At 53.3% G+C, this 22,281-nt stretch carries 19 protein-coding genes and 1 tRNA gene; 19 read left to right on the top strand and 1 reads right to left on the bottom strand.

Annotated features, from left to right (window positions below; all coding sequences use genetic code 11):
- Positions 1–72: 72 nt before the first annotated feature.
- Together carB and greA are read left to right on the top strand one after the other, a co-directional pair.
- On the top strand, positions 73–3,360 hold the full coding sequence (gene carB, locus F822_RS05830) for a carbamoyl-phosphate synthase large subunit (protein WP_025040492.1): 3,288 nt from the start codon (positions 73–75) through the stop codon (positions 3,358–3,360).
- A 54-nt stretch (positions 3,361–3,414) separates the two neighbouring features.
- Positions 3,415–3,891, top strand: coding sequence for a transcription elongation factor GreA (gene greA / locus F822_RS05825; protein WP_025040491.1), 477 nt, complete (start codon positions 3,415–3,417; stop codon positions 3,889–3,891).
- 43 nt (positions 3,892–3,934) lie between these two features.
- On the opposite strand, the gene F822_RS05820 is transcribed toward greA, so the two are convergent.
- Positions 3,935–4,297, bottom strand: a complete 363-nt coding sequence (locus tag F822_RS05820) for a YhbY family RNA-binding protein (RefSeq protein ID WP_025040490.1) — start codon at positions 4,295–4,297, stop codon at positions 3,935–3,937.
- A 30-nt stretch (positions 4,298–4,327) separates the two neighbouring features.
- On the opposite strand from F822_RS05820, the gene F822_RS05815 reads away from it, so the two are divergent.
- The 17 genes from F822_RS05815 (at position 4,328) to F822_RS05735 (ending at position 22,280) form a co-directional block, all read left to right on the top strand.
- The gene (locus F822_RS05815) at positions 4,328–4,948 is read left to right on the top strand and encodes an RlmE family RNA methyltransferase (protein ID WP_025040489.1); all 621 of its coding nucleotides are present in this window, start codon (positions 4,328–4,330) and stop codon (positions 4,946–4,948) included.
- Positions 4,949–5,105: 157 nt separating this feature from the next.
- Positions 5,106–7,001: an ATP-dependent zinc metalloprotease FtsH gene (gene ftsH / locus F822_RS05810; protein ID WP_025040488.1), complete on the top strand. Its 1,896-nt coding sequence runs from the start codon at positions 5,106–5,108 to the stop codon at positions 6,999–7,001.
- 146 nt (positions 7,002–7,147) lie between these two features.
- Complete coding sequence (gene folP / locus F822_RS05805) at positions 7,148–7,924, top strand: dihydropteroate synthase (RefSeq protein WP_051536612.1); 777 nt, start codon at positions 7,148–7,150, stop codon at positions 7,922–7,924.
- 55 nt (positions 7,925–7,979) lie between these two features.
- Positions 7,980–9,341, top strand: coding sequence for a phosphoglucosamine mutase (gene glmM / locus F822_RS05800; RefSeq protein WP_025040486.1), 1,362 nt, complete (start codon positions 7,980–7,982; stop codon positions 9,339–9,341).
- Between the two features lie 187 nt (positions 9,342–9,528).
- Positions 9,529–10,506: a PstS family phosphate ABC transporter substrate-binding protein gene (locus F822_RS05795; protein ID WP_231623578.1), complete on the top strand. Its 978-nt coding sequence runs from the start codon at positions 9,529–9,531 to the stop codon at positions 10,504–10,506.
- 557 nt (positions 10,507–11,063) lie between these two features.
- Positions 11,064–12,980 carry a threonine--tRNA ligase gene (gene thrS / locus F822_RS05790; protein ID WP_025040484.1) on the top strand — a complete coding sequence of 639 codons (1,917 nt, stop codon included), beginning with the start codon at positions 11,064–11,066 and terminating at the stop codon, positions 12,978–12,980.
- 20 nt (positions 12,981–13,000) lie between these two features.
- Entirely contained in the window at positions 13,001–13,591 is a 591-nt protein-coding gene (infC, locus tag F822_RS05785; protein WP_082204604.1) for a translation initiation factor IF-3, read from the top strand.
- A 196-nt stretch (positions 13,592–13,787) separates the two neighbouring features.
- Positions 13,788–13,985, top strand: a complete 198-nt coding sequence (gene rpmI / locus F822_RS05780; RefSeq protein WP_025040482.1) for a 50S ribosomal protein L35 — start codon at positions 13,788–13,790, stop codon at positions 13,983–13,985.
- Positions 13,986–13,996: 11 nt separating this feature from the next.
- The gene (gene rplT / locus F822_RS05775; protein WP_025040481.1) at positions 13,997–14,356 is read left to right on the top strand and encodes a 50S ribosomal protein L20; all 360 of its coding nucleotides are present in this window, start codon (positions 13,997–13,999) and stop codon (positions 14,354–14,356) included.
- 102 nt (positions 14,357–14,458) lie between these two features.
- Positions 14,459–15,484 carry a phenylalanine--tRNA ligase subunit alpha gene (gene pheS / locus F822_RS05770; RefSeq protein WP_025040480.1) on the top strand — a complete coding sequence of 342 codons (1,026 nt, stop codon included), beginning with the start codon at positions 14,459–14,461 and terminating at the stop codon, positions 15,482–15,484.
- A gap of 438 nt (positions 15,485–15,922) precedes the next feature.
- A complete protein-coding gene (pheT, locus tag F822_RS05765) occupies positions 15,923–18,301 on the top strand; it encodes a phenylalanine--tRNA ligase subunit beta (RefSeq protein ID WP_025040479.1) in 2,379 nt (792 codons plus the stop codon).
- A gap of 323 nt (positions 18,302–18,624) precedes the next feature.
- A complete protein-coding gene (locus F822_RS05760; RefSeq protein ID WP_025040478.1) occupies positions 18,625–18,930 on the top strand; it encodes an integration host factor subunit alpha in 306 nt (101 codons plus the stop codon).
- Positions 18,911–19,291 carry a MerR family transcriptional regulator gene (locus F822_RS05755; RefSeq protein ID WP_025040477.1) on the top strand — a complete coding sequence of 127 codons (381 nt, stop codon included), beginning with the start codon at positions 18,911–18,913 and terminating at the stop codon, positions 19,289–19,291. The genes F822_RS05760 and F822_RS05755 overlap by 20 nt, the downstream gene beginning before the upstream one ends.
- Positions 19,292–19,391: 100 nt before the next feature.
- Positions 19,392–19,468, top strand: a tRNA-Pro gene (locus F822_RS05750).
- Between the two features lie 272 nt (positions 19,469–19,740).
- On the top strand, positions 19,741–20,481 hold the full coding sequence (gene surE, locus F822_RS05745; RefSeq protein WP_025040476.1) for a 5'/3'-nucleotidase SurE: 741 nt from the start codon (positions 19,741–19,743) through the stop codon (positions 20,479–20,481).
- A gap of 87 nt (positions 20,482–20,568) precedes the next feature.
- Positions 20,569–21,204 (top strand): protein-L-isoaspartate(D-aspartate) O-methyltransferase, encoded by a 636-nt coding sequence (locus F822_RS05740; protein ID WP_407938234.1) that lies wholly within the window; start codon positions 20,569–20,571, stop codon positions 21,202–21,204.
- A gap of 107 nt (positions 21,205–21,311) precedes the next feature.
- Complete coding sequence (locus tag F822_RS05735; protein WP_036575333.1) at positions 21,312–22,280, top strand: peptidoglycan DD-metalloendopeptidase family protein; 969 nt, start codon at positions 21,312–21,314, stop codon at positions 22,278–22,280.
- Position 22,281 lies beyond the last annotated feature (1 nt).

Genomic DNA, 22,281 nt, shown 5'->3' with positions numbered 1-22,281 from the left:
ACTTCTTATGGAATTTAGCCAGCGTTTCCTGAGGCAGCGTATCGACGTCACCCCAAAAATTTCACTGCAGCCATGCCTAAACGTAACGACATAAAATCCATCCTCATTATCGGTGCGGGGCCTATCATTATCGGGCAGGCATGCGAGTTCGATTATTCCGGTACCCAGGCGTGCAAGGCGTTGCGGGAGGAAGGTTATCGCATCATCCTGGTGAATTCCAATCCTGCAACCATCATGACCGATCCGGAAATGGCGGATGCCACCTATATCGAGCCCATTATCTGGCCCATGGTGGAAAAGATTATCGCCATCGAGCGCCCGGATGCGCTATTGCCGACGATGGGCGGACAGACGGCGTTGAATTGTGCTCTCGACCTGGCCAAGAATGGCGTGCTTCAAAAATACGGTGTCGAGCTGATCGGCGCTTCGCGCGACGCTATCGACAAGGCCGAGGATCGCGAGAAATTCAAGCAGGCAATGACCCGTATCGGGTTGAGTTCGGCACGTTCTGCCATTGCCCATAGTTTGGAGGAAGCGCTGCAGGTACAGGCAATGGTGGGTTATCCAGCTATTATCCGTCCGTCATTTACCATGGGTGGTAGCGGCGGCGGTATCGCATACAACCGCGAGGAATTTCTGGATATCTGCGAACGCGGGCTGGAAGCTTCGCCTACGCGGGAATTGTTGATCGAGGAATCGGTCATCGGCTGGAAAGAATTCGAAATGGAGGTAATACGCGATACGAAAGACAATTGCATCGTTATCTGCGCCATTGAAAACCTCGATCCCATGGGGGTGCACACCGGGGACTCCATCACCGTAGCGCCGGCACAGACCCTGACCGACAGGGAATACCAGATCATGCGTAATGCATCGATAGCGGTGTTGCGCGAAATAGGGGTGGAAACAGGTGGTTCCAATGTGCAGTTTGCTATCAGCCCGCAGGACGGACGCATGCTTGTAATCGAGATGAATCCGCGGGTATCGCGCTCCTCCGCGCTGGCTTCGAAGGCGACGGGATTTCCCATCGCCAAGGTGGCGGCCAAGCTCGCAGTGGGTTATACACTGGATGAACTCAGGAACGACATTTCCGGCGGGGCGATGCCGGCATCATTCGAACCCTCCATCGATTATGTCGTCACCAAAATACCGCGTTTCGCTTTTGAGAAATTTCCCCAGGCCAATGATCGCCTCACCACACAGATGAAGTCGGTGGGCGAGGTCATGGCGATTGGGCGAACTTTTCAGGAATCTTTTCAAAAAGCCCTGCGTGGATTGGAGATCGGCGTAGACGGGTTGGATGAGAAAACGGCGGATATTGAAACGATCGCAGCCGAACTGGCTGATCCGGGCCCGGATCGGATCTGGTTTGTTGCCGACGCGTTTCGTTGCGGCATGGCTTTTGATGAAATTCACGAGCATACGCGCATCGATCCCTGGTTCCTGGCCCAGATCGAAGATCTGGTAAGGCAGGAGCAGTCCGTTGCCGGAAAACCTCTGGATACATTTGATCTGCAGGCATTGCGTAAACTGAAACGTAGCGGTTTCTCCGATCAGCGGCTGGCGAAACTGATGAATGTGACACAGGAGGCGGTTCGCGCCCGGCGGCACCAGTTCGGCCTGCGTCCGGTATACAAGCGGGTCGACACCTGCGCCGCCGAGTTTGCCACCCATACTGCTTATATGTACTCCACCTACGAAGAGGAATGTGAAGCGCTGCCGAGTGACAGGAAGAAGATCATGGTACTGGGGGGCGGCCCCAACCGTATCGGTCAGGGTATCGAATTCGATTACTGCTGTGTTCATGCGGCGCTGGCCTTAAGCGAGGATGGGTTCGAGACTATCATGGTCAACTGTAATCCCGAGACGGTTTCGACCGATTACGATACTTCGGATCGGCTTTATTTCGAGCCCCTGACTTTGGAGGACGTACTCGAGATCGTCGCGGTGGAGAAGCCGCTGGGGGTAATCGTGCAATATGGCGGGCAGACGCCGCTGAAGCTTGCACGCGATCTCGAGGCTAACGGGGTCCCTATTATCGGTACCAGCCCGGACATGATCGACTGTGCCGAAGATCGGGAGCGTTTTCAGAAAATGCTGCACCAGCTTGGGCTGAAACAACCACCAAACCGTATCGCGCGAAATGCGGAAGCAGCGATTGCCGCTGCCGGCGAAATCGGTTATCCGCTGGTGGTTCGTCCCAGTTACGTACTGGGAGGGCGAGCCATGGAAATCATCCATGAGCAAGCACATCTTGAACGGTACATGCACCAGGCCGTGAAGGTTTCGCACGATTCGCCGGTGCTGCTGGACCATTTTCTGAACGACGCAGTGGAAGTGGATGTGGATGCGATTTGCGATGGCGAAACCGTGCTGATCGGGGGAATCATGGAACACATCGAGCAGGCCGGTGTGCATTCAGGCGATTCGGCATGTTCGTTGCCGCCTTTCAACCTGTCAGCTTCGATCCAGGATGAGCTACGCCGCCAGACTTCGGCAATGGCGCGCGCGCTCAAGGTCGTAGGATTGATGAATGTACAATTTGCCATTCAGGGTGATACCGTTTACGTACTCGAGGTAAATCCGAGAGCCTCTCGTACCGTGCCTTTCGTATCCAAAGCCACCGGATTGCAATTGGCAAAAATTGCTGCGCGCTGCATGACGGGGATAACGCTTGCACGCCAGGGTGTGATCAAGGAATTCATTCCCTACTATTATTCCGTAAAGGAAGCTGTCTTTCCTTTTATAAAATTTCCGGGTGTAGATACCATACTCGGACCCGAAATGAAGTCTACCGGTGAAGTGATGGGAGTGGGGCAAACGTTTGCCGAAGCGTTTGTGAAGTCGCAACTGGCCGCCGGCGTAAAACTCCCGCTCTCGGGTAAAGTCTTCATCAGCGTCCGCCAAACGGATAAGCCCCGCGTGGTGGAAATTGCGCGCAATCTTGCGCAACTGGGATTCACGCTTTATGCTACCCGTGGTACTGCAACAGTCCTGAGCTCGGCGGGGCTGGCCGTAACGCCGGTAAACAAGATGGCGGAAGGGCGCCCACATATTGTGGACATGATCAAAAACGGTGAGATGGCTTTGATTATCAATACTGTGGAAGACAAGCGGAGCGCGATTCACGACTCTTACTCGATCCGTCATGCCGTGTTGCAGGCAAGGGTAACCTATTACACTACGCTGGCAGGCGCACGCGCTGCCTGCATCGGCATGGCAAGCATGCAGGAGTTGCAAGCCTACAGTTTACAAACACTTCACGGATTGCGAGGAGTGAGGCCAGCCGCATCCTTTCATGCAGATGGAGGTGGGAATGTGCCGTTCAAGGCGCAGGGAACGGACTTGCCGCAAATTTAGCGAAATAGATCGATCAACGAAATCGAATATAAAACAGGTGGTGATAAAAGTCTTATGAGCACAATTCCCTTAACAGTGGTCGGCGCCGGAAAACTGCGCGCTGAATTGCAAGAAATGAAAACCGTGCAGCGTCCGGCCGTTATCGCGGCGATTGCAGAAGCTCGCGCTCACGGTGATCTTTCCGAAAATGCGGAATACGAAGCCGCCAAGGACCGACAGGGTTTTGTCGAGGGACGCATCGCTGAATTGGAGAGCAAGCTTTCCAATGCTCAGGTCATCGATCCCGCTTTGCTCGACGCGGATGGCGCCTGTGTATTCGGCGCAACGATCGATCTGGAGGACATAGCCAACGCGACGACGGTAACTTACCAGATTGTCGGGGACGACGAAGCCGACATCAAGGAGGGAAAAATCTCCATCAGTTCCCCCATTTCTCGTGCGCTGATCGGCAAGTACCCCGGGGATGTGGCCGAAGTCATGGCGCCGGGTGGATTGCGGGAGTATGAGATTCTTGACGTCAGATATGTTTGAGCATTGCCATATCCATTTTCAATGGGCAATGCGCAGTAACGTATCAGTTCGGGATACCACCCGGTAAACCCTGTCTGGTTCGGCGTGACTTCTTCTCATTGCGAAGAGGGGTAGTGTCAGGTGAGCTTATTTTTTCCGGCTTGGGACGATAAATCACCAGTATCTTGCCGATATGCTGTATAGGAGCGGCTCCGAGCCGCTCGCAGATTTCACCCAGCAGGATATTTCTTGCTTCACGCTCATCCCCCGATACCTTGATTTTGATCAGCTCGTGACTTTTGAGGCCCTGATCCAGTTCATGGATAACGCCTTCCGACAGACCGGCTCCGCCTATCCAGACAATTGGCTTGATGGCATGGGCAAGCGCCTTGAGTGCTTGCCGTCTGGCGAGTGCGAGTTCTAACATTAGTTTTCCGAAAATCGTCCATTTTACGCGATGAAATCCTCCAAAACCAGCAAAGCCTGGATGAAAGAGCATGTGAATGATTTTTTTGTAAAGCAGGCAAAAAAAGAAGGTTACCGTTCACGCGCCGCTTACAAACTGATCGAGATTGCCGAGCGTGATCATCTGCTTCGGCCAGGCATGACAGTGGTAGACCTCGGCGCGGCTCCGGGTGGCTGGTCGCAAGTGGCGGCAGAAAAACTGGCTGGAAAAGGCAGGGTGGTTGCGCTGGATCGGCTGGAAATGGCGGCTTTGCCCGGGGTCACCTTCATTCAAGGCGATTTCACTGAAGCGTCCGTTTTAGCGGAACTGAAAATACATCTTGGGAAATATCCCCTTGACCTTGTAATTTCGGATATGTCACCTAATATAACGGGCATAGGAGTAACCGATCAAGCGCGCGGTATGTATCTGGCGGAGCTTGCTTTGGAGTTTTCCGCGGAGCGATTGAACTCTGATGGTAATTTTCTCGTCAAAGTATTTCAAGGTTCCGGTTTTGAGGGGTTTTTACGCGCAATGCGTGCTACATTCAGTCGAGTGATAACACGTAAGCCTGAGGCATCCCGCGGTCGCAGCAGTGAACTCTATTTGCTGGGGATGGGGAAGCGGAGATGAGCATTTGAACCGAAAGCAAATGATATGCAGGCGAGTTTACGAAACACCGGGTTTACGAAATGCTATAAGAGCCATGGCAGGCTGGCTATTATAAATCTCGAAATGGGTTTAGAATGAAGCATTCAAGGATTTTGACGGCGCAAGCCAAGGAGCTATCTTGAACAATCTCATTAAAAACATGGCCATCTGGCTTGTGATTGCTTTGGTGCTGATGACGGTGTTCAATCAGTTCAGCACGCGACAGGCGGCACAGGCGCCGATGGAATATTCGCAGTTCATCGACGAAGTGAAGCAGGGCAGGATTGCCAAGGTGACCATTGAAGGGCGGACGCTGAAAGGTACCAAATCCGATGGCCGGCGGTTTACCACCTACACACCTTCGGATCCCTGGATGGTGAGCGACCTGCTGAAGGCGGGCGTCATCATTGACGCCAAACCGGAAGAAGAGCCATCGCTGCTGATGAACATTTTCGTTTCATGGTTCCCGATGCTTCTACTGATAGGCGTATGGATTTTCTTTATGCGCCAAATGCAGGGAGGCGGCCGGGGTGGTGGTGCGTTCTCGTTCGGAAAGAGCAAGGCGCGCATGCTTGACGAGTCCACCAATCAGGTAACGTTTGCTGACGTGGCGGGTTGCGAGGAGGCCAAAGAAGAGGTTTCGGAACTGGTCGAATTCTTGCGCGATCCCAGCAAGTTCCAGAAGCTGGGGGGACGGATTCCCCGCGGTGTGTTGATGGTGGGAAGCCCGGGCACGGGTAAAACGCTTCTGGCTCGCGCGATTGCGGGCGAGGCCAAAGTTCCGTTTTTCAGTATTTCCGGCTCTGATTTTGTGGAAATGTTTGTCGGTGTCGGTGCGGCGAGAGTGCGTGACATGTTCGAGCAAGCCAAGAAGCACGCACCCTGCATTATTTTTATCGATGAAATCGACGCGGTCGGCCGTCAACGCGGTGCGGGCCTCGGCGGCGGGAATGACGAGCGGGAACAGACATTGAACCAACTGCTGGTCGAGATGGATGGTTTCGAGGGAACCGCCGGCGTGATTGTGATTGCAGCGACCAACCGGCCTGATGTGCTTGACCCGGCGCTATTGCGTCCTGGCCGTTTCGACCGGCAGGTGACGGTGCCGCTACCCGACATTCGTGGGCGCGAGCAAATACTGCACGTACATATGCGCAAGGTACCGATCGCGCCCGATGTGCATGCAGAAATCATTGCGCGAGGTACGCCGGGGATGTCCGGTGCCGACCTGGCCAATCTGGTGAACGAGGCAGCGCTGTTTGCGGCACGCAGCAATAAGCGGCTCGTGGATATGGACGACTTCGAGCGCGCAAAGGACAAGATCTTCATGGGCGCGGAACGTCGCTCCGTGGTGATGCCGGAACGCGAACGGCGCAACACCGCCTATCATGAATCCGGGCATGCGGTAGTGGCGCAGTTGCTGCCCAGGACCGACCCGGTACACAAGGTTTCCATCATTCCGCGAGGACGCGCGCTAGGTGTGACAATGCAGTTGCCGACGGAAGACCGCTTCAGCATGGACCGCGAGGAAATTCTGCAGAATATTGCGGTGCTGTTCGGCGGACGTATCGCCGAGGAAGTGTTCATGGGGCAGATGACGACGGGCGCATCCAATGACTTCGAGCGCGCCACGGAAATGGCAAGGCGTATGGTTACGCAATGGGGCATGTCGGATTCCCTTGGTCCAATGGTATATGGCGAGAATGAGGGAGAAGTTTTTCTCGGTCGTTCCGTTACCACCCACAAGAACGTCAGCGAAGCCACCATGCAGAAGGTGGACGTTGAAATTCGCCGTATCATCGATATGCAGTACACGTTGGCCCGCAAGCTGATAGAGGAAAACCGCGACAAAATCGAGGTGATGACCAAAGCGCTGCTGGAATGGGAAACCATAGACTCTGATCAGATCGGCGATATAATGGAAGGTCGCCCACCGCGGGCTCCGAAGCCCAGCAAGTCCACGCCGACGCCGCCCAGGGACAATACCCCTCCGACAGCGCCAGCGCCAACAGCAACACCTGCTCAGGAAGTTTAAGCGTAAGATATTCCCAAGCTGGGTATCTAAAAGAAAAAGGCGGGCTCGTCCCGCCTTTTTCAATTTCTAATTGACGGCTATATCCCCGGATTTCCGTGCCCCTATTTCCGCAATTTAACGCGCATCATCCTGGCCGAACCCTCGTGATGGGGATCGTCAATGTAACGCCAGACTCCTTTTCCGACGGCGGTTTGTGCGGATCGACAGAACGTGCGCTCCGCCATGCGGTACGCCTGATTGAAGAGGGGGCGGACTGGCTGGATGTCGGCGGCGAATCCACCCGTCCCGGCAGCACCTCCATCAGTGTGGAGGAAGAATTGCGCCGCGTCATCCCGGTAGTGGAAGCTATGGCCAACATGAACGTATCTGTTTCGGTCGATACCTCCAAGCCGGAGGTGATGCGTGCGTCGATAGCGGCTGGCGCAGCCATGATTAACGATGTCAATGCGCTACAGGCAGCGGGTGCGCTGGAGGCGGTTGCGGCCGGCGGCGTGGCAGCATGCCTCATGCACATGCGCGGTGCCCCGCGCAACATGCAAATCGATCCTCGATACGATGATGTGGTGGCGGAAGTGAAAACCTTTCTGCAACAGCGCCTCGATGCGGCGCAAGCCGCAGGTATCTCGCGTGAGCTGTTGGTGATGGATCCCGGTTTTGGCTTTGGTAAAACGCACGACCATAATATCCAGTTGCTGCGCCATCTTGACCGTTTCACCGATCTTGGTGTGCCGATAATGGTGGGGTTGTCGCGTAAGGCAATGCTGGGGAAAATTACCGGTAACGAAGTGGGCGATCGGGTTCACGCCAGTATTGCCGCCGCTCTGGCGGCAGTGGCGAGGGGTGCGGCAATTGTGCGGGTACACGATGTAAAAGCAACCAGGGATGCGCTAGCGGTTTATAATATTATCGAGCAACGACAATAAACTGCAGGGCGCGCTTACGCCGCCGCTGGATTGTAACTATCGACGGAGCCTTCAATTGACAAAAAAATATTTTGGAACTGACGGCATACGCGGGCGTGTAGGAGAGATGCCTATCACGCCCGAATTTGTTATGCATCTTGGTTATTCTGCCGGCCAGGTCCTGGCATCGTCAGAATGGCATTTATCCAAGGGCGAACGTCCGGCGGTACTGATCGGTAAGGACACTCGCATATCAGGGTACATGCTTGAATCAGCGCTACAAGCGGGACTTTCCGCCGCGGGAGTGGATGTGCTGCTTTCGGGGCCTATGCCGACGCCGGCGGTGGCTTACCTCACTCGTGCCCTGCGGCTGCAGGCGGGTATCGTCATTTCCGCTTCACATAATCCGTTCGAAGACAACGGCATCAAGTTTTTTTCCGCAGCGGGCACGAAGTTGCCCGATGTGACCGAGCACGCGATAGAGGCGGGACTGAAGGCGCCCATCAAATCGATGCCGTCAGCGCAGCTCGGGAAAGCGCGCAGAGTCAATGACGCCAGAGGGCGTTACATCGAATTCTGCAAAAGTACCTTTCCGAATCATCTCGATCTGCGCGGTTTGCGGATTGTGGTTGACTGCGCTCATGGTGCGACATATCAAATTGCCGGCCCGGTGCTGCATGAACTGGGTGCGGATGTCGTTGCCATCGGCGCGCAGCCCGACGGCCTCAATATCAATCTCGAATGCGGCGCTACGCATGGTGCCGCTCTGCAGGAAGCGGTCCGGCTGCATCACGCCGATATTGGTATTGCGCTTGATGGTGACGGTGATCGCGTAATCATGGCTGACGAAAAAGGCGTGCTTTACGATGGCGACCGGCTGATCTATATTATTGCCAAGCATCGCCAGCAGAAGGGGTTGCTCAAGGGCGGAGTAGCGGGAACATTAATGACTAATCTCGCGGTGGAAAACGGTTTAAGGAAACTGGATATCCCGTTTGCCCGCGCTAACGTCGGCGATCGCTATGTATTGGAGCTATTGCAGAAAGAAGGCTGGCAACTGGGCGGCGAAGGCTCTGGCCATATTCTTTGCATCGATAAACATACCACTGGCGACGGCATTATTTCCGCGCTGCAAGTGTTATATGCCATGAGAGATTCCGCCAAAACGCTGCCGGAGCTTGCACATGGCGTCACGCTATATCCTCAGCAGTTGATTAACGTCAAGGTCCCCAAGGGGTTCGATTCGCGTGCCAATGTGGCGATCAAAGCGGCCCAGGCAGAAGCCGAGCGCGATCTTGACGATAGCGGCCGCGTGCTATTGCGCCCATCAGGCACAGAACCTCTGATACGAGTGATGGTCGAGGGTGAGTCCAAGCAGAAGGTTAAACATTGGGCGGAAAAAATAGCGGATATCGTGCGAAACGCTGCAGTGGAGTGAAACGTCGATAAAGCAGGTGCCATGGGTGCGAGGTTCCGGTCGTGCCCGCAAGAACCTGTCAGGTTCACAAGGAATGTCACAAGACCGTAATACTAATGACCTAGCATGACTGATGCTCCAAAAATGCGATATCTGATCATCTGACAAGTAAACGGGGGAAATGTTGAAATTACCGAATAGCAATAAAATGAGAATGTCCGTCGTATTTGCCGGACTGATCAGTATCAATGGCATTGCGGCGGCTGATGCAATTGTGAAAATCGACGGTTCCAGTACCGTTTATCCAATTACTGAAGCAGTGGCCGAAGATTTTCAGAAGGACACGAAAGGTGCGGTTAAAGTCACAGTCGGCATTTCAGGGACTGGCGGGGGTTTCAAGAAATTCTGTCGTGGTGAGACAGATATTGTCAACGCTTCGCGCCCTATTCTTAAAAAGGAAATGGACGATTGCAAAAAAACGGGCATTCAATATATCGAAATGCCGATCGCATTTGATGCGCTGACTGTGGTAGTGAATCCGAAGAACGGCTGGAGCAACACGATTACCGTCGCAGAGTTGAAGAAGATATGGGAGCCTGCGGCGCAGGGTAAAATCACCAAATGGAGCCAGGTGAACCCGGCATGGCCCGATGAAACGATCAAGCTCTACGGCGCGGGCGCGGATTCGGGTACTTTCGATTACTTTACGGAAGCCATCGTCGGTAAGGCCAAATCGAGCCGTGGGGATTTTACGGCATCCGAGGATGATAACGTATTAGTGCAGGGAGTGGCCAGCGACAAGAACGGCCTCGGTTTTTTTGGTTTTGCCTACTATGCCGAAAATAAGAAAAAACTGAAGGCTGTTGCCATCGATGCGGGTAAAGGGGCTATCATTCCCTCCGCCAAAACTGTGGAGGAGGGAAGTTACCAGCCTTTGTCCCGCCCTATTTTCATATACGTAAACATCAAGTCGGCAGAGCGACCCGAAGTCAGGCAGCTTATCGAGTTCTACATGAAAAATGCGCCCGCGCTGGTGCAAGAAGTTAAATTCTTTCCATTACCGACTCAGGCCTATACCACCAACCTGGAGCATCTTGACAAAAAGAAGGTGGGAACCGTTTTTGGCGGAAAACCGGAAGTGGATCTCAGGATTGAGGAAGTACTCAAGCGCGAGGCCAGCCTATAAATCCCACCTACGGTGGAGCATCGGATCGGGGATGGCGCTGAAGGAAGGTGCAGCAGGCCATCCCGGCAGGGCAGCTACAATGACAACGGATCTGCTGAACATCTGCGGTTACCCAACGCATACGTCCCTGACAGCCTGTCGGACTTAAAGGAAATCGGCCGCAAAAACGTCTGGCCGGTTCATATTTCGCCGCTTTTTCCGCCAGCAGAATAACTATTGGCCTTCAAAATCCGCAAAATCTGCCCTCACCACTCCCCTTTTCGCTGCAATTCCCCCCAAGTCCGACAAGTTGCTAGCGGTTTCCTTTCTTCCTTTTTCAGTTTTTCCCGGGTTTTCAGGGCCGGAGCAGTTCCCTCTACGGAAACTGCTCCGCATCCAGGACTAAAGCCGCTTATTCTGCTCGTTATGACTCTGTTTTATTGGATGAGGCAGGATTGGGCACGGACGCAAATCTATGGGAAAATAGGTTATTGCAGTCGTGAGTAGTGAATGAACCATGATCACTGTAAAATTTCCGTCGTTTCTTTACTTTCATATCTTTAAAAAAGGAATAAGTCGTGACTGTCATTCGTTTACCGGACGGGTCTGAGCGCAGGTATGAACACCCGGTGACGGTAGGCGACGTCGCAGCGTCGATTGGCGCAGGACTGGCTCGAGCCGCGCTGGCCGGCAAAGTGAATGGCAAGCTGGTGGATATATCCAGCGCCATCGAAACTGACAGCGACTTGACGATCGTTACCGAAAAGGACGCGGAAGGGCTGGAAATCATCCGTCATTCCAGCGCCCATCTGCTGGCACATGCAGTGAAAGAGCTGTTTCCGGAAGCACAGGTAACCATTGGGCCCGTGATAGAGGATGGCTTTTATTATGATTTTTCCTTTCATCGTCCATTCACACCGGATGATCTGGCTGCAATTGAAAAACGTATGGGTGAAATCAGCGCACGCAACCTGAAAGTCGAGCGCAAAGTTTGGGAGCGTTCCCAGGCAATCAATTTTTTCAAGAACCAGGGCGAGCACTACAAGGCGCAGATCATCGAGAGCATTCCCGGCAATGAGGAAGTTTCGCTCTATTCCCAGGGAAATTTTACCGATTTATGCCGGGGGCCGCATGTGCCTGCCACATCCAGGCTCAAGGTTTTCAAGCTGATGAAGCTTGCGGGAGCCTATTGGCGCGGCGACTCGCGCAATGAGATGTTACAGCGAATTTACGGCACCGCCTGGGCCAAAAAGGAAGATCAGGACACCTATCTGCGTCGCCTTGAGGAAGCGGAAAAGCGTGATCACCGTAAACTCGGCAAGCAACTGGATTTGTTTCATATTCAGGAAGAAGCGCCGGGTATGGTATTCTGGCATCCCAGGGGCTGGATCATATGGCAGGAGATAGAGCAGTACATGCGGGAAATATTCCGCAATAACGGTTACCTCGAAATTCGCACACCCTCGGTACTGGATAAAGGTCTATGGGAGCGGTCAGGGCACTGGGAAAATTTCCGCGAAAACATGTTTATCACTCAATCGGAAGAGCGTGAATTTTCGGTCAAGCCCATGAACTGTCCTGGTCATGTCCAAGTGTTCAAGCAGGGACTGAAAAGCTATCGGGATTTGCCGTTGCGCCTGGCCGAATTCGGTTCGTGTCACCGTAATGAGCCATCCGGCGCTTTGCATGGCATCATGCGAGTGCGGGCATTTACTCAGGACGATGCGCACATTTTTTGCACCGAGGCCCAGGTACAGGGTGAGGTGATACAATTTATTGATCTGTTGCAGAAGGTTTATACCGATTTCGGCTTTGATGAGATACTGGTGAAGCTTTCAACCCGCCCTCAAAAACGCGTGGGTTCGGAGGCGCAGTGGGATAAGGCAGAAGCCGCATTACAAGCCGCATTGGATCATAAGAAGCTCATATGGGAGTTGCAGCCGGGCGAAGGCGCTTTCTATGGACCAAAAATCGAGTTTTCGCTCAAGGACAGCATTGGCCGTTTGTGGCAGTGTGGTACTCTCCAGCTTGACTTTTCCATGCCGGAGCGATTAGATGCCGAATTTGTGGCCGAGGATAATTCCCGTCGGGTGCCAGTCATGCTGCATCGGGCGATTCTCGGGTCATTGGAGCGCTTTATTGGCATTATCCTGGAAAACTATGCGGGCGCCTTGCCGCTTTGGCTTGCCCCGGACCAAGCGGTAGTATTGAATATTTCTCAGGGACAGGCAGAATACGCCCGGAAAGTAGCCGAAGAGCTCAAGCATAACGGCATACGGGCGTGCGCGGACTTGAGAAATGAGAAAATAACTTATAAAATACGGGAACATAGTTTACAAAAGCTACCCTACCAGATCATCGTGGGGGAGAAGGAAGTAGCCGCGCAAACGGTTTCAGTACGAACCCGGGTAGGCTCCGATCTCGGTCAGATGTCTTTGCCGATGCTGATAGAACGGCTCAAAGCAGAGATATGTCTGAGAGCGGGCGAGGTTTAATTTATTAACATATTTGGGGAATTACTATAGTTCAAGAAAAAGCAGCCCGTATCAATCAGGAGATTAATGCGCCCGAGGTGCGCTTGATTGGTGTAGATGGAGAGCAAATAGGCATAGTCGCGCTGGCGGCTGCCAACACTTTGGCAGAGGAAGCCGAGGTCGATTTGGTTGAAATCGCCCCCACGGCTCGACCCCCCGTGTGCCGGCTGATGGATTATGGCAAGTTTCGTTATCAGGAGAGCAAGAAAAAACACGAAGCCAAGCTCAAACAGAAGCAGATCCAGATCAAGGAAGTCAAGTTCCGGCCTAACACGGACGATGGCGATTACAACATCAAGCTGCGTAACCTGATCAGTTTTCTTGAAGAAGGTGATAAAGCCAAGATCACGTTGCGGTTTCGCGGACGTGAAATGGCACATCAGGAATTTGGTGTGCGTCTGCTTGAACGCGTCAGAGATGATCTGGAGCCGCATGCGGTGGTTGAGCAGTTTCCCCGGATGGAAGGACGACAAATGGTGATGGTGCTATCTCCGCGAAAGAAAGAAGTAGCAGTCAAACCAAAGGAAGCGAAGTCGAAGGGGGTTACGGAACCTGATGTAGCCCGCGATTAGGGACGTAAACTTACCCGACCATCGCGCAGAAGCTGGAAGTTGGAGAGGGAGTAGCGGGACCGTTTATTCAAGCGTGAATCGGATAATGCGAAAGCGGGCACTGGTGTGAATTTCGATTCGAAAAACAAGTGATCTCCGGGTTTAAAGTGTTCCGGTCAGGAAACACCCGGCGTCATGTTAAAGCAGGAGTAATGCAATGCCAAAGATGAAAACAAAGAGTGGGGCTGCAAAGCGCTTCACGGTGCGAGCAGGCGGCAGCGTCAAGCGCGCACAGGCGTTCAAACGCCATATTCTTACCAAGAAAAGCACGAAGAACAAGCGCCAGTTACGGGGAACCGTAGGCATTCATTGCAGTGATGTGCCGTCTGTGCGCGCCATGCTGCCTTACGCCTAGGAGAGATCGAGATGCCAAGAGTAAAACGTGGTGTAACGGCTCACGCCCGTCACAAAAAAGTACTGGATCTGGCGAAAGGCTATCGCGGCCGCCGCAAGAACGTTTATCGTATTGCCAAGGAAGCGGTAATGAAAGCGGGGCAATATGCATACCGCGACCGCCGCCAGAAGAAACGTCAGTTTCGGGCTTTGTGGATTGCTCGTATCAACGCCGCTGCGCGGGAATGCGGGTTACCCTACAGCGTTTTCATGAACGGTTTGAGGAAAGCCGCGATTGAAGTGGACCGCAAGGTTCTGGCTGATATTGCTGTATTTGATAAGCCGGCTTTTGCGAAAATAGTCGAGCAGGCCAAAGCCAGCCTGGCTGTATAGCAGTAGTAGCAAAAAAATCGCTGCGAGGAGGCTAAAGGCAGAGACGCCTTGCCTCCTTTTTTCTTGTAGAAGATCCGGTATCCATCCTATTTTCGTTTGTGTATGACTAATCTGGATCACCTTATCAGTGAAGCCATTGACCTGTTCAATGGTACGGATGAAATTGCCGAGCTGGAGCAAGCCAAGGCGCGCTATTTAGGCCGGCACGGCCGACTGACGGAATTACTGAAGGGATTGGGCAAGCTCCCGCCGGAAGAGCGTCCCGCCGTCGGACATCGCATAAACCAGGCGAAGGAAACCTTGGAAGCGGCCCTTGATTTCCGCAGGGATGCGATCCAGGAAAAAAAACTGGAGATACAGTTGCTTGAAGAAGCGTTGGATGTGACGCTGCCGGGACGCGGCTTGGGAATGGGGGGACTGCATCCAATAACGCGGACCCTGGAACGCATCCAGTCACTATTCCATTCAATCGGGTTTACTGTAGCCACCGGTCCCGAGATCGAAACCGATTTCTACAATTTCACCGCGCTCAATATTCCGGAGAATCATCCGGCACGCGCCATGCACGATACCTTTTACGTCGATGACGAGGCCGGCAGGCATTTGCTGCGTACACATACCTCGCCGGTCCAAATCCGCTATATGGAGAAAAACCAGCCGCCCTTAAAGGTGATTGCGCCAGGAAGAGTATACCGTTGCGACTCTGATTTAACCCATACGCCCATGTTTCATCAGGTAGAAGGTCTTTGGGTGGATGAAAATGCCAATTTTTCGGCGTTAAAAGGTGTCCTGGCCGATTTCATGCAGCAATTTTTCGAGCGGGACGATTTGCCGGTGCGCTTCCGTGCTTCTTTTTTTCCGTTTACCGAGCCTTCCGCTGAGATGGATATCCGTTGCGTGAAGTGCGAAAACGGTTGCCGCATATGCAGTTATACCGGATGGCTGGAAGTGCTGGGGTGCGGAATGGTGCATCCTAACGTTCTCAAGCATGTTGGCATAAACAGCGAAAAATATATTGGTTTCGCGTTTGGGCTGGGGGTCGAGCGGTTGGCGATGCTGCGGTACGGCGTAAGCGATTTGCGGTTGTTTTTTGAAAATGATTTACGATTTCTGAAGCAGTTTAACTAACCCGGATGTTTCATAAATTGACGCGCGCCCTTGCTGGTCTTTTGTTTCGTATGAAAATTTCGTTCAGTCGGGCGTATGAATAACTACGCCACTCTTTCACAAAATCTCCCTACAAAACAAAATCCTGCGCAATCATCACGCGAATTTATGAAACATCCGGGTTAAAAGACTAACGGGATTACCGGAAACAGCATGTTGCATTCGCCACTCAATTGGTAAATCCAGAAATATCTGGAGAGGCAAGGACGCAAGCATGCCTGGGTAGCGCGGATACTTCTTGCGAATATACTGAAGAGCGGCGAGGTTACGCGAACCTGGAGCGCACGTGTGACTCGGCGAGCAGTGGATAAGCGGTAATCGCCAAACACATCTCATGATCCTTGAAAGGCCCCTTAAGTACACTCGGTCCGTCTCTCCCGCAAAGAAAAATAAATTCAAATGAAATTTTCAGAAAATTGGCTGCGCACTCTTGTTGACCCGCTGTTATCGACGGGCAACCTTGCTCAGGCGCTAACCATGGCCGGCCTGGAAGTTGAGGCTATCGAGCCGGTCGCGCCGGCCTTCAGCAAGGTAGTGGTGGCCGAAGTACTGTCCGTGCACAAGCATCCGGACGCCGACCACCTTTATGTTTGCAAGGTCAATGCGGGTATGGCGGAGGCTGGTGAGCCGCTCCAGATTGTCTGTGGTGCGGCAAATGTTCGTGCCGGCGTGAAGGTGCCATGTGCACTGGAAGGAGCGGAACTGCCGGGTCTCACCATTAAACGGACGAGGATACGTGGAATTGAATCCGCCGGGATGTTATGTTCAGCCAGGGAACTGGGTCTGGAAGAAGTCGCGGCCGGTTTATTGCTGCTTTCGGAGAGTGCACCAACCGGTGAGGATTTTCGACATTATTACGAACTCGAGGATAACCTCCTTACGCTCAAGCTGACGCCCAATCGCGGCGATTGTCTTGGGTTATTCGGCATAGCGCGGGAAGTGGCCGCGATTACATCCGAAGATCTCAAGCCGTTAACGATCAAGTCGATTGCAAGCCAGTTGGATGACACCCTGGTGATACAAGTCGATGCGCCGGACGCTTGCCCGCTTTACTGTGGCAGGGTGGTACGTGGCGTTTCCCTTGATATTACCACCCCTCAGTGGATAATCCGTCGTCTGGAACGTAGCGGTTTGCGTTCGATCAACGCTGTGGTTGACATAACGAATTACGTAATGCTGGAGACTGGTCAGCCCCTCCATGCTTTCGATCTCGCAAAGATTGCAGGTGCCCTGACGGGTTCGATTCATGTGCGCTATGCCAAGCCCGGCGAAAGGCTCCAATTATTGAATGGAGAAGACCTTGTGCTGCAGCCCGGCATGCTGGTCATAGCGGATGAGGTCAAGCCGTTGGCGCTCGCCGGTATCATGGGCGGGAATGAGAGTGGGGTGGTTCAAGGGGCAACCGATATATTTCTGGAGAGCGCTTTCTTCAGTCCTGAGGTGATCTCCGGCAAATCATTTTCCCTCGGGTTTAGTTCGGATTCAGCGTATCGCTTCGAGCGGGGCGTGGATTTTGGCGCGACACGTGACGCCATGGAGCGCGCAACGGGTTTGATCCTGGATATTTGCGGCGGTGGGGCCGGGCCGATTACCGAGATCAGGGGCAAGTTGCCGCAACGCGATCCCATCCGCCTTCGTGTGGAACGGACCCGGAGGGTTCTGGGCATCGATCTTGGTGAAGCCAGGATTGCCGAATTATTCCGCCGCCTGCAATTCGGCTTTTCCGTGGTGGGGGATGTCTTCCTGGTTACGCCGCCGACATACCGCTTCGATCTTGCCATCGAGGAAGACCTGATCGAGGAACTGGCGCGCATACACGGTTACAATCATATACCCGCTACCCTGCCCCAGATGAAGCTGGGCATGCTGCCTGCGCCTGAAACATTGAAGCCCCTCGCACAGTTGAGGGAAATCATGACAGGACGGGATTACCAGGAAGTCATCAACTATGCTTTCGTAGATGCCTCCTGGGAATTGGAGCTGGCGGGCAACAACGCACCGGTAGCACTGAAAAACCCCCTGTCCAATCAGTTAGCGGTAATGCGCAGCAGCCTGATCGGCGGCCTGGTATCGAACCTGCAATTCAACCTCAACCGCAAGCAGCCCAGAATACGTCTGTTTGAAATTGGAGATTGTTTCGAAAAAAGTGGAGACACTTACGCGCAACGTGAAAAATTAGCCGGCCTTTGCTACGGGGATGCATTGACTGAGCAGTGGGGCGAGCGGGCGCGCACGGTGGATTTTTATGATGTAAAAGCAGATATCGAAGTGCTGTTTTGTCCAGCAGCAGTTGAAGTCGAAGCGGCGCCTCACCCGGCGTTGCATCCCGGGAAATCGGCTCTGATCCGCCTGGGTGGCAAAATCGCCGGCTATCTGGGGGAGCTTCACCCTCGCTGGCAACAAAAGTTTGGCTTGCCCAAACCGGTTGTGCTGTTCGAACTGGAGGTGGCAAGCGTCATGGCACGAACCCTGCCGAAAGCGGCGGAGATTTCAAAATATCCACCCATACGGCGGGATATCGCCGTAGTGGTGCCGGAAGATGTTCGCGTTCAGGCAATGCTGGACTGCATGCACGCCGAGAAACTGCCCGTTATTTCGGAAATTTCCCTGTTTGATGTGTATCATGGCAAAGGTATGGAAAACGGCAAAAAAAGTCTTGCATTCCGTATGTTATTACAAGATACTCAAAAAACGTTAACCGATGCGGAAGCAGATCGGGTTGTCGCACAGTTGATAAATGTTTTGCAGAATCAGTTCGGGGCAAAACTCCGCAGCTGATTAAAGCAGAGTAATGACCAGGGGCTACTGTGCGAACCGATAGTGATTCGCAGTGGCACCGGATTCGTAGAGATCCCAAGATAGGGAGACGATGGCCGGAGGCGGAGCGCGAATGATTCGGCTTCGCCACCCCATAGGGTGCCAAACCGTCGGATGCCTGCGCCAGTGGATCGAATACCCGTATTATGTTTGCAGGCCATAGGCCCAGGTAACCACGGCGTCTTGTGATATTTCGTTTTGCCAACTCAGCGGCCACTGAATGCTCCCCGGAAATTATTCAGAGGCTACCAGGTTTGAAAGTAACTAAACAGGTGAGGGAGACTATGACCTTAACAAAGGCCGAGCTGGCGGATTTGCTTTTTGAAAAAGTCGGGCTCAACAAGCGCGAAGCCAAAGACATGGTGGAATCCTTTTACGAGGAGGTTCGCGTTGCCCTGCAAAATGGCGATGGCGTCAAGCTTTCCGGCTTCGGCAATTTCCAGCTGCGCGACAAGCCGCAACGTCCTGGCCGCAACCCCAAGACAGGAGAAGAGATTCCCATTACTGCCAGAAGAGTAGTCACTTTTCACGCCAGTCAGAAATTGAAGGCAATGGTGGAAGAAAATCACGATGGAAAACGTAACACCTAGCAACGCTCTGCCGCCCATTCCGACGAAGCGTTACTTCACTATTGGCGAAGTCAGCGAGTTATGTGGCGTTAAGCCACATGTGTTGCGGTATTGGGAACAGGAATTTACACAGTTGAAGCCCGTCAAGCGGCGTGGCAACCGCCGCTATTATCAGCACCATGAAGTACTGCTGATTCGTCGCATCCGGGAGTTGCTCTACGAACACGGTTTCACCATTCATGGCGCTCGCAGCCGTTTGGGGCTGGGTATGGCCGAGGCAGCTCTTCCTGTTTCCGATTCGATTGCCCCACATCCCTCATCAGTCGATCTGGCGCTATTGAGAGATGAAATCAAAAGTGTCGTGTCATTACTTCAATCTTGATCCATTTTCTGTGGTCCCGCTCTCGCTCTACGGGTCATAAAGCAGCAATAGCAATTTCTAAGGTTCCTAACCTCTTGGCTTGTTGTTATAATTCCATGTTCGGGGCGTAGCGCAGCCTGGTAGCGTACTTGCATGGGGTGCAAGTGGTCGGAGGTTCAAATCCTCTCGCCCCGACCAATCAAGCTTACGGGTTGATTGATTCTGTCGCATATTGCGGGTTTATCAGCACCGCTTGCGAATGTTTTTCTCCCGCTGGCAGCCTGTCGGGCTTGAAGAATCGCAGCGAAAAAGGGACTGGGTGAGGGCAGATTTTGCGGATTTTGAAGGCCAATAGTTATTCTATTGGTCGAAAAAGCGGCGAAATATGAACCGCCCAGACGCTTTTGCAGCCGATTTCCTTTAAATCCGACAGGCTGCTAGGCAAAAAAATTACTTGGGTAACTGTTCGAATGCGCATATTGCTCAGTAACGACGATGGGTATTTTGCGCCAGGTCTCGCCTGTCTCGCCGAAGCGCTTTCCGTTATTGCAGATATCATCGTGGTTGCGCCGGAACGCGACCGGAGTGGCGCCAGCAACTCTCTTACGCTCGATCGGCCCCTGAGTCTCCGCAAATCCCATAATGGATTCTTTTATGTCAATGGCACGCCCACGGATTGCGTGCACCTGGCTGTCACCGGTATGCTCGACACATTGCCGGATATGGTGGTGTCCGGGATAAATGATGGCGCCAACATGGGTGACGACACGATTTATTCCGGTACCGTAGCTGCTGCGACGGAGGGTTTCCTGCTGGGCATCCCTTCTATTGCCGTCTCTCTTGCCAGCTTTTCCACCGGTAATTTCTCCACCGCGGCACGTATAGCGACTGAAATAGTGCAACGTTTCCAAAACGACAAGCTTCACGGGACGGTATTGCTGAACATCAATGTGCCCGACATCCCGTACGACGAATTGCAAGGCATGGAGGTTACCCGGCTTGGCCGTCGGCATAAGGCGGAGCCCGTGGTCAAATCGCGGAGCCCGCGCGGGAATACCGTTTACTGGGTAGGCGCAGCCGGGCCTGCTCAGGATGCGGGAGAGGGCACGGATTTTCTTGCCATTCAGCGTAACCGTGTATCGGTGACCCCGCTGCAAATTGACTTGACACGATATGGGCAGTTGGATGCCGTAAAAGAGTGGTTGAAATAGCAGCACAGCATTTCGGTTATTGTGCATGGTTGAACACCACCTGTTCAAGGTATCGCTAATTTGAACACCCACTACTCCGGTATCGGCATGACGTCGGCGCGTACCCGTGCGCGCATGATCGAGCGTCTGCGCGCGCGGGGCATCGTTGATGAAGTGGTGCTGGCGGCAATGAGCGTCGTTCCCCGGCACATCTTCGTCGAGGAAATCCTGGCAAACCGTGCTTATGACGACGTGGCATTGCCTATCAATTTCGGTCAGACCATTTCGAGTCCATTTACCGTGGCGCGTATGAGTGAGCTGCTGCGCGCGGGTTCAGGCCTAGACAAGGTGCTTGAGATCGGTTCGGGCTGCGGCTACCAGACCGCTGTACTGGCGCAGTTTGTGCGGGAGGTTTATTCGATCGAGAGAGTCGGGCCCTTGCTTACCCGCACCCGCACTCGTTTGCGACAACTGCGCCTCAACAATGTCCGTCTGAAGCATGCTGACGGGTTGCTCGGGTTGCCCGAGTCCGCACCGTTCGATGGCATTATCTTTACCGCCGCGGCTACACATATTCCAGCAACATTACTTGAACAGCTGGCGATTCGCGGCAGGATAGTTTTTCCCAAGGGAAGCCAGGACCAGTATCTGTGCGTTATCGAACGTAATTTGCAGGGTTATACTGAGACAATGCTTGACGAGGTCAGGTTTGTTCCGATAGTACCCGGAATCTGGAAACGTTAAACGATGCAAAATAAGAGACGGGAATGAGGCGTGCGAGGATCAGGCAGAAGTATTTGAGCAGTGATGCATTGTGCCGCGAATTTTTCAGGGGGCGTCGTTCATTTCGTATGAGCAGTTTTTTTTCTTCAGCCTATTGCCCGCTTCTCGTGTTATGCCTTCTGGTTACGGGTTGTGAATCTACGCCTAATCGCGCGCCGGTAGTCGATCGCGCGACGGTAGAGCCGGAAAATGCCGGTTCCGAGGTATCCACCCGGCGACCTGATGCATACATCATAAAAAAAGGTGACACGCTGTACAGCATCGCGCTCAGCCATGGCATCGATCAGAAGAGTTTGGCGGAGTGGAATAATATTTCGGATCCGGGCGCCATTCATGTCGGACAGCAACTTTACTTATCCTCGCCTTCCCTGCTGGCACAGCCATCGTTATTTCCCATCCGGGAAACGACGCTGCCATCCCCGGTCGTAACCACACCTGTCATCGTCTCCCCAAACGGAGCAAAGCCCCAGGCCAGCACGGATAAGCTGAAAACAGAACCCAGGGGGTTCAAACTACCTTATTCGGATCAGGCCGTCGCACAATTGAAAGGCTTACCGGGCGCACCCCCCTTGGTGGTGCCGGTAAAAGTCGACCCGATGACCGAGAAGAATACCGGTACCGAAATTAATCCAATACCTCCAGCAGCAGAAGATCCCAATGACGGCGATCGCGTCGACTGGATCTGGCCAACCAGGGGCAAAATATTGGGCGTTTTCTCGGAAAGTTCGAAAGGGATCGATATTTCAGGTAATGCCGGCCAGGCAGTAGCCGCATCCGCCAATGGCAAGGTGGTCTATAGCGGTGCCGGACTGCGCGGTTACGGCAAGCTTATCATTATCAAGCATAACAATACTTACCTCAGCGCCTATGCTCACAACAGCAAGATTCTGGTGAAAGAAGGACAAACAGTAGTAAAAGGCCAGAAGATCGCCGAGATGGGAAATACCGACGCAAGTCTGGTAAAACTTCATTTTGAAATTCGCAAGAATGGAAAACCGGTTGACCCCTTGAAACATTTACCCGGAATATCAGGATGAG

The sequence above is a fragment of the Nitrosospira briensis C-128 genome, assembly GCF_000619905.2.
Taxonomy (GTDB): domain Bacteria; phylum Pseudomonadota; class Gammaproteobacteria; order Burkholderiales; family Nitrosomonadaceae; genus Nitrosospira; species Nitrosospira briensis.
Note: the sequence above shows the minus strand (reverse complement) of the source record. Positions and strands in the feature narration are given on the sequence as shown.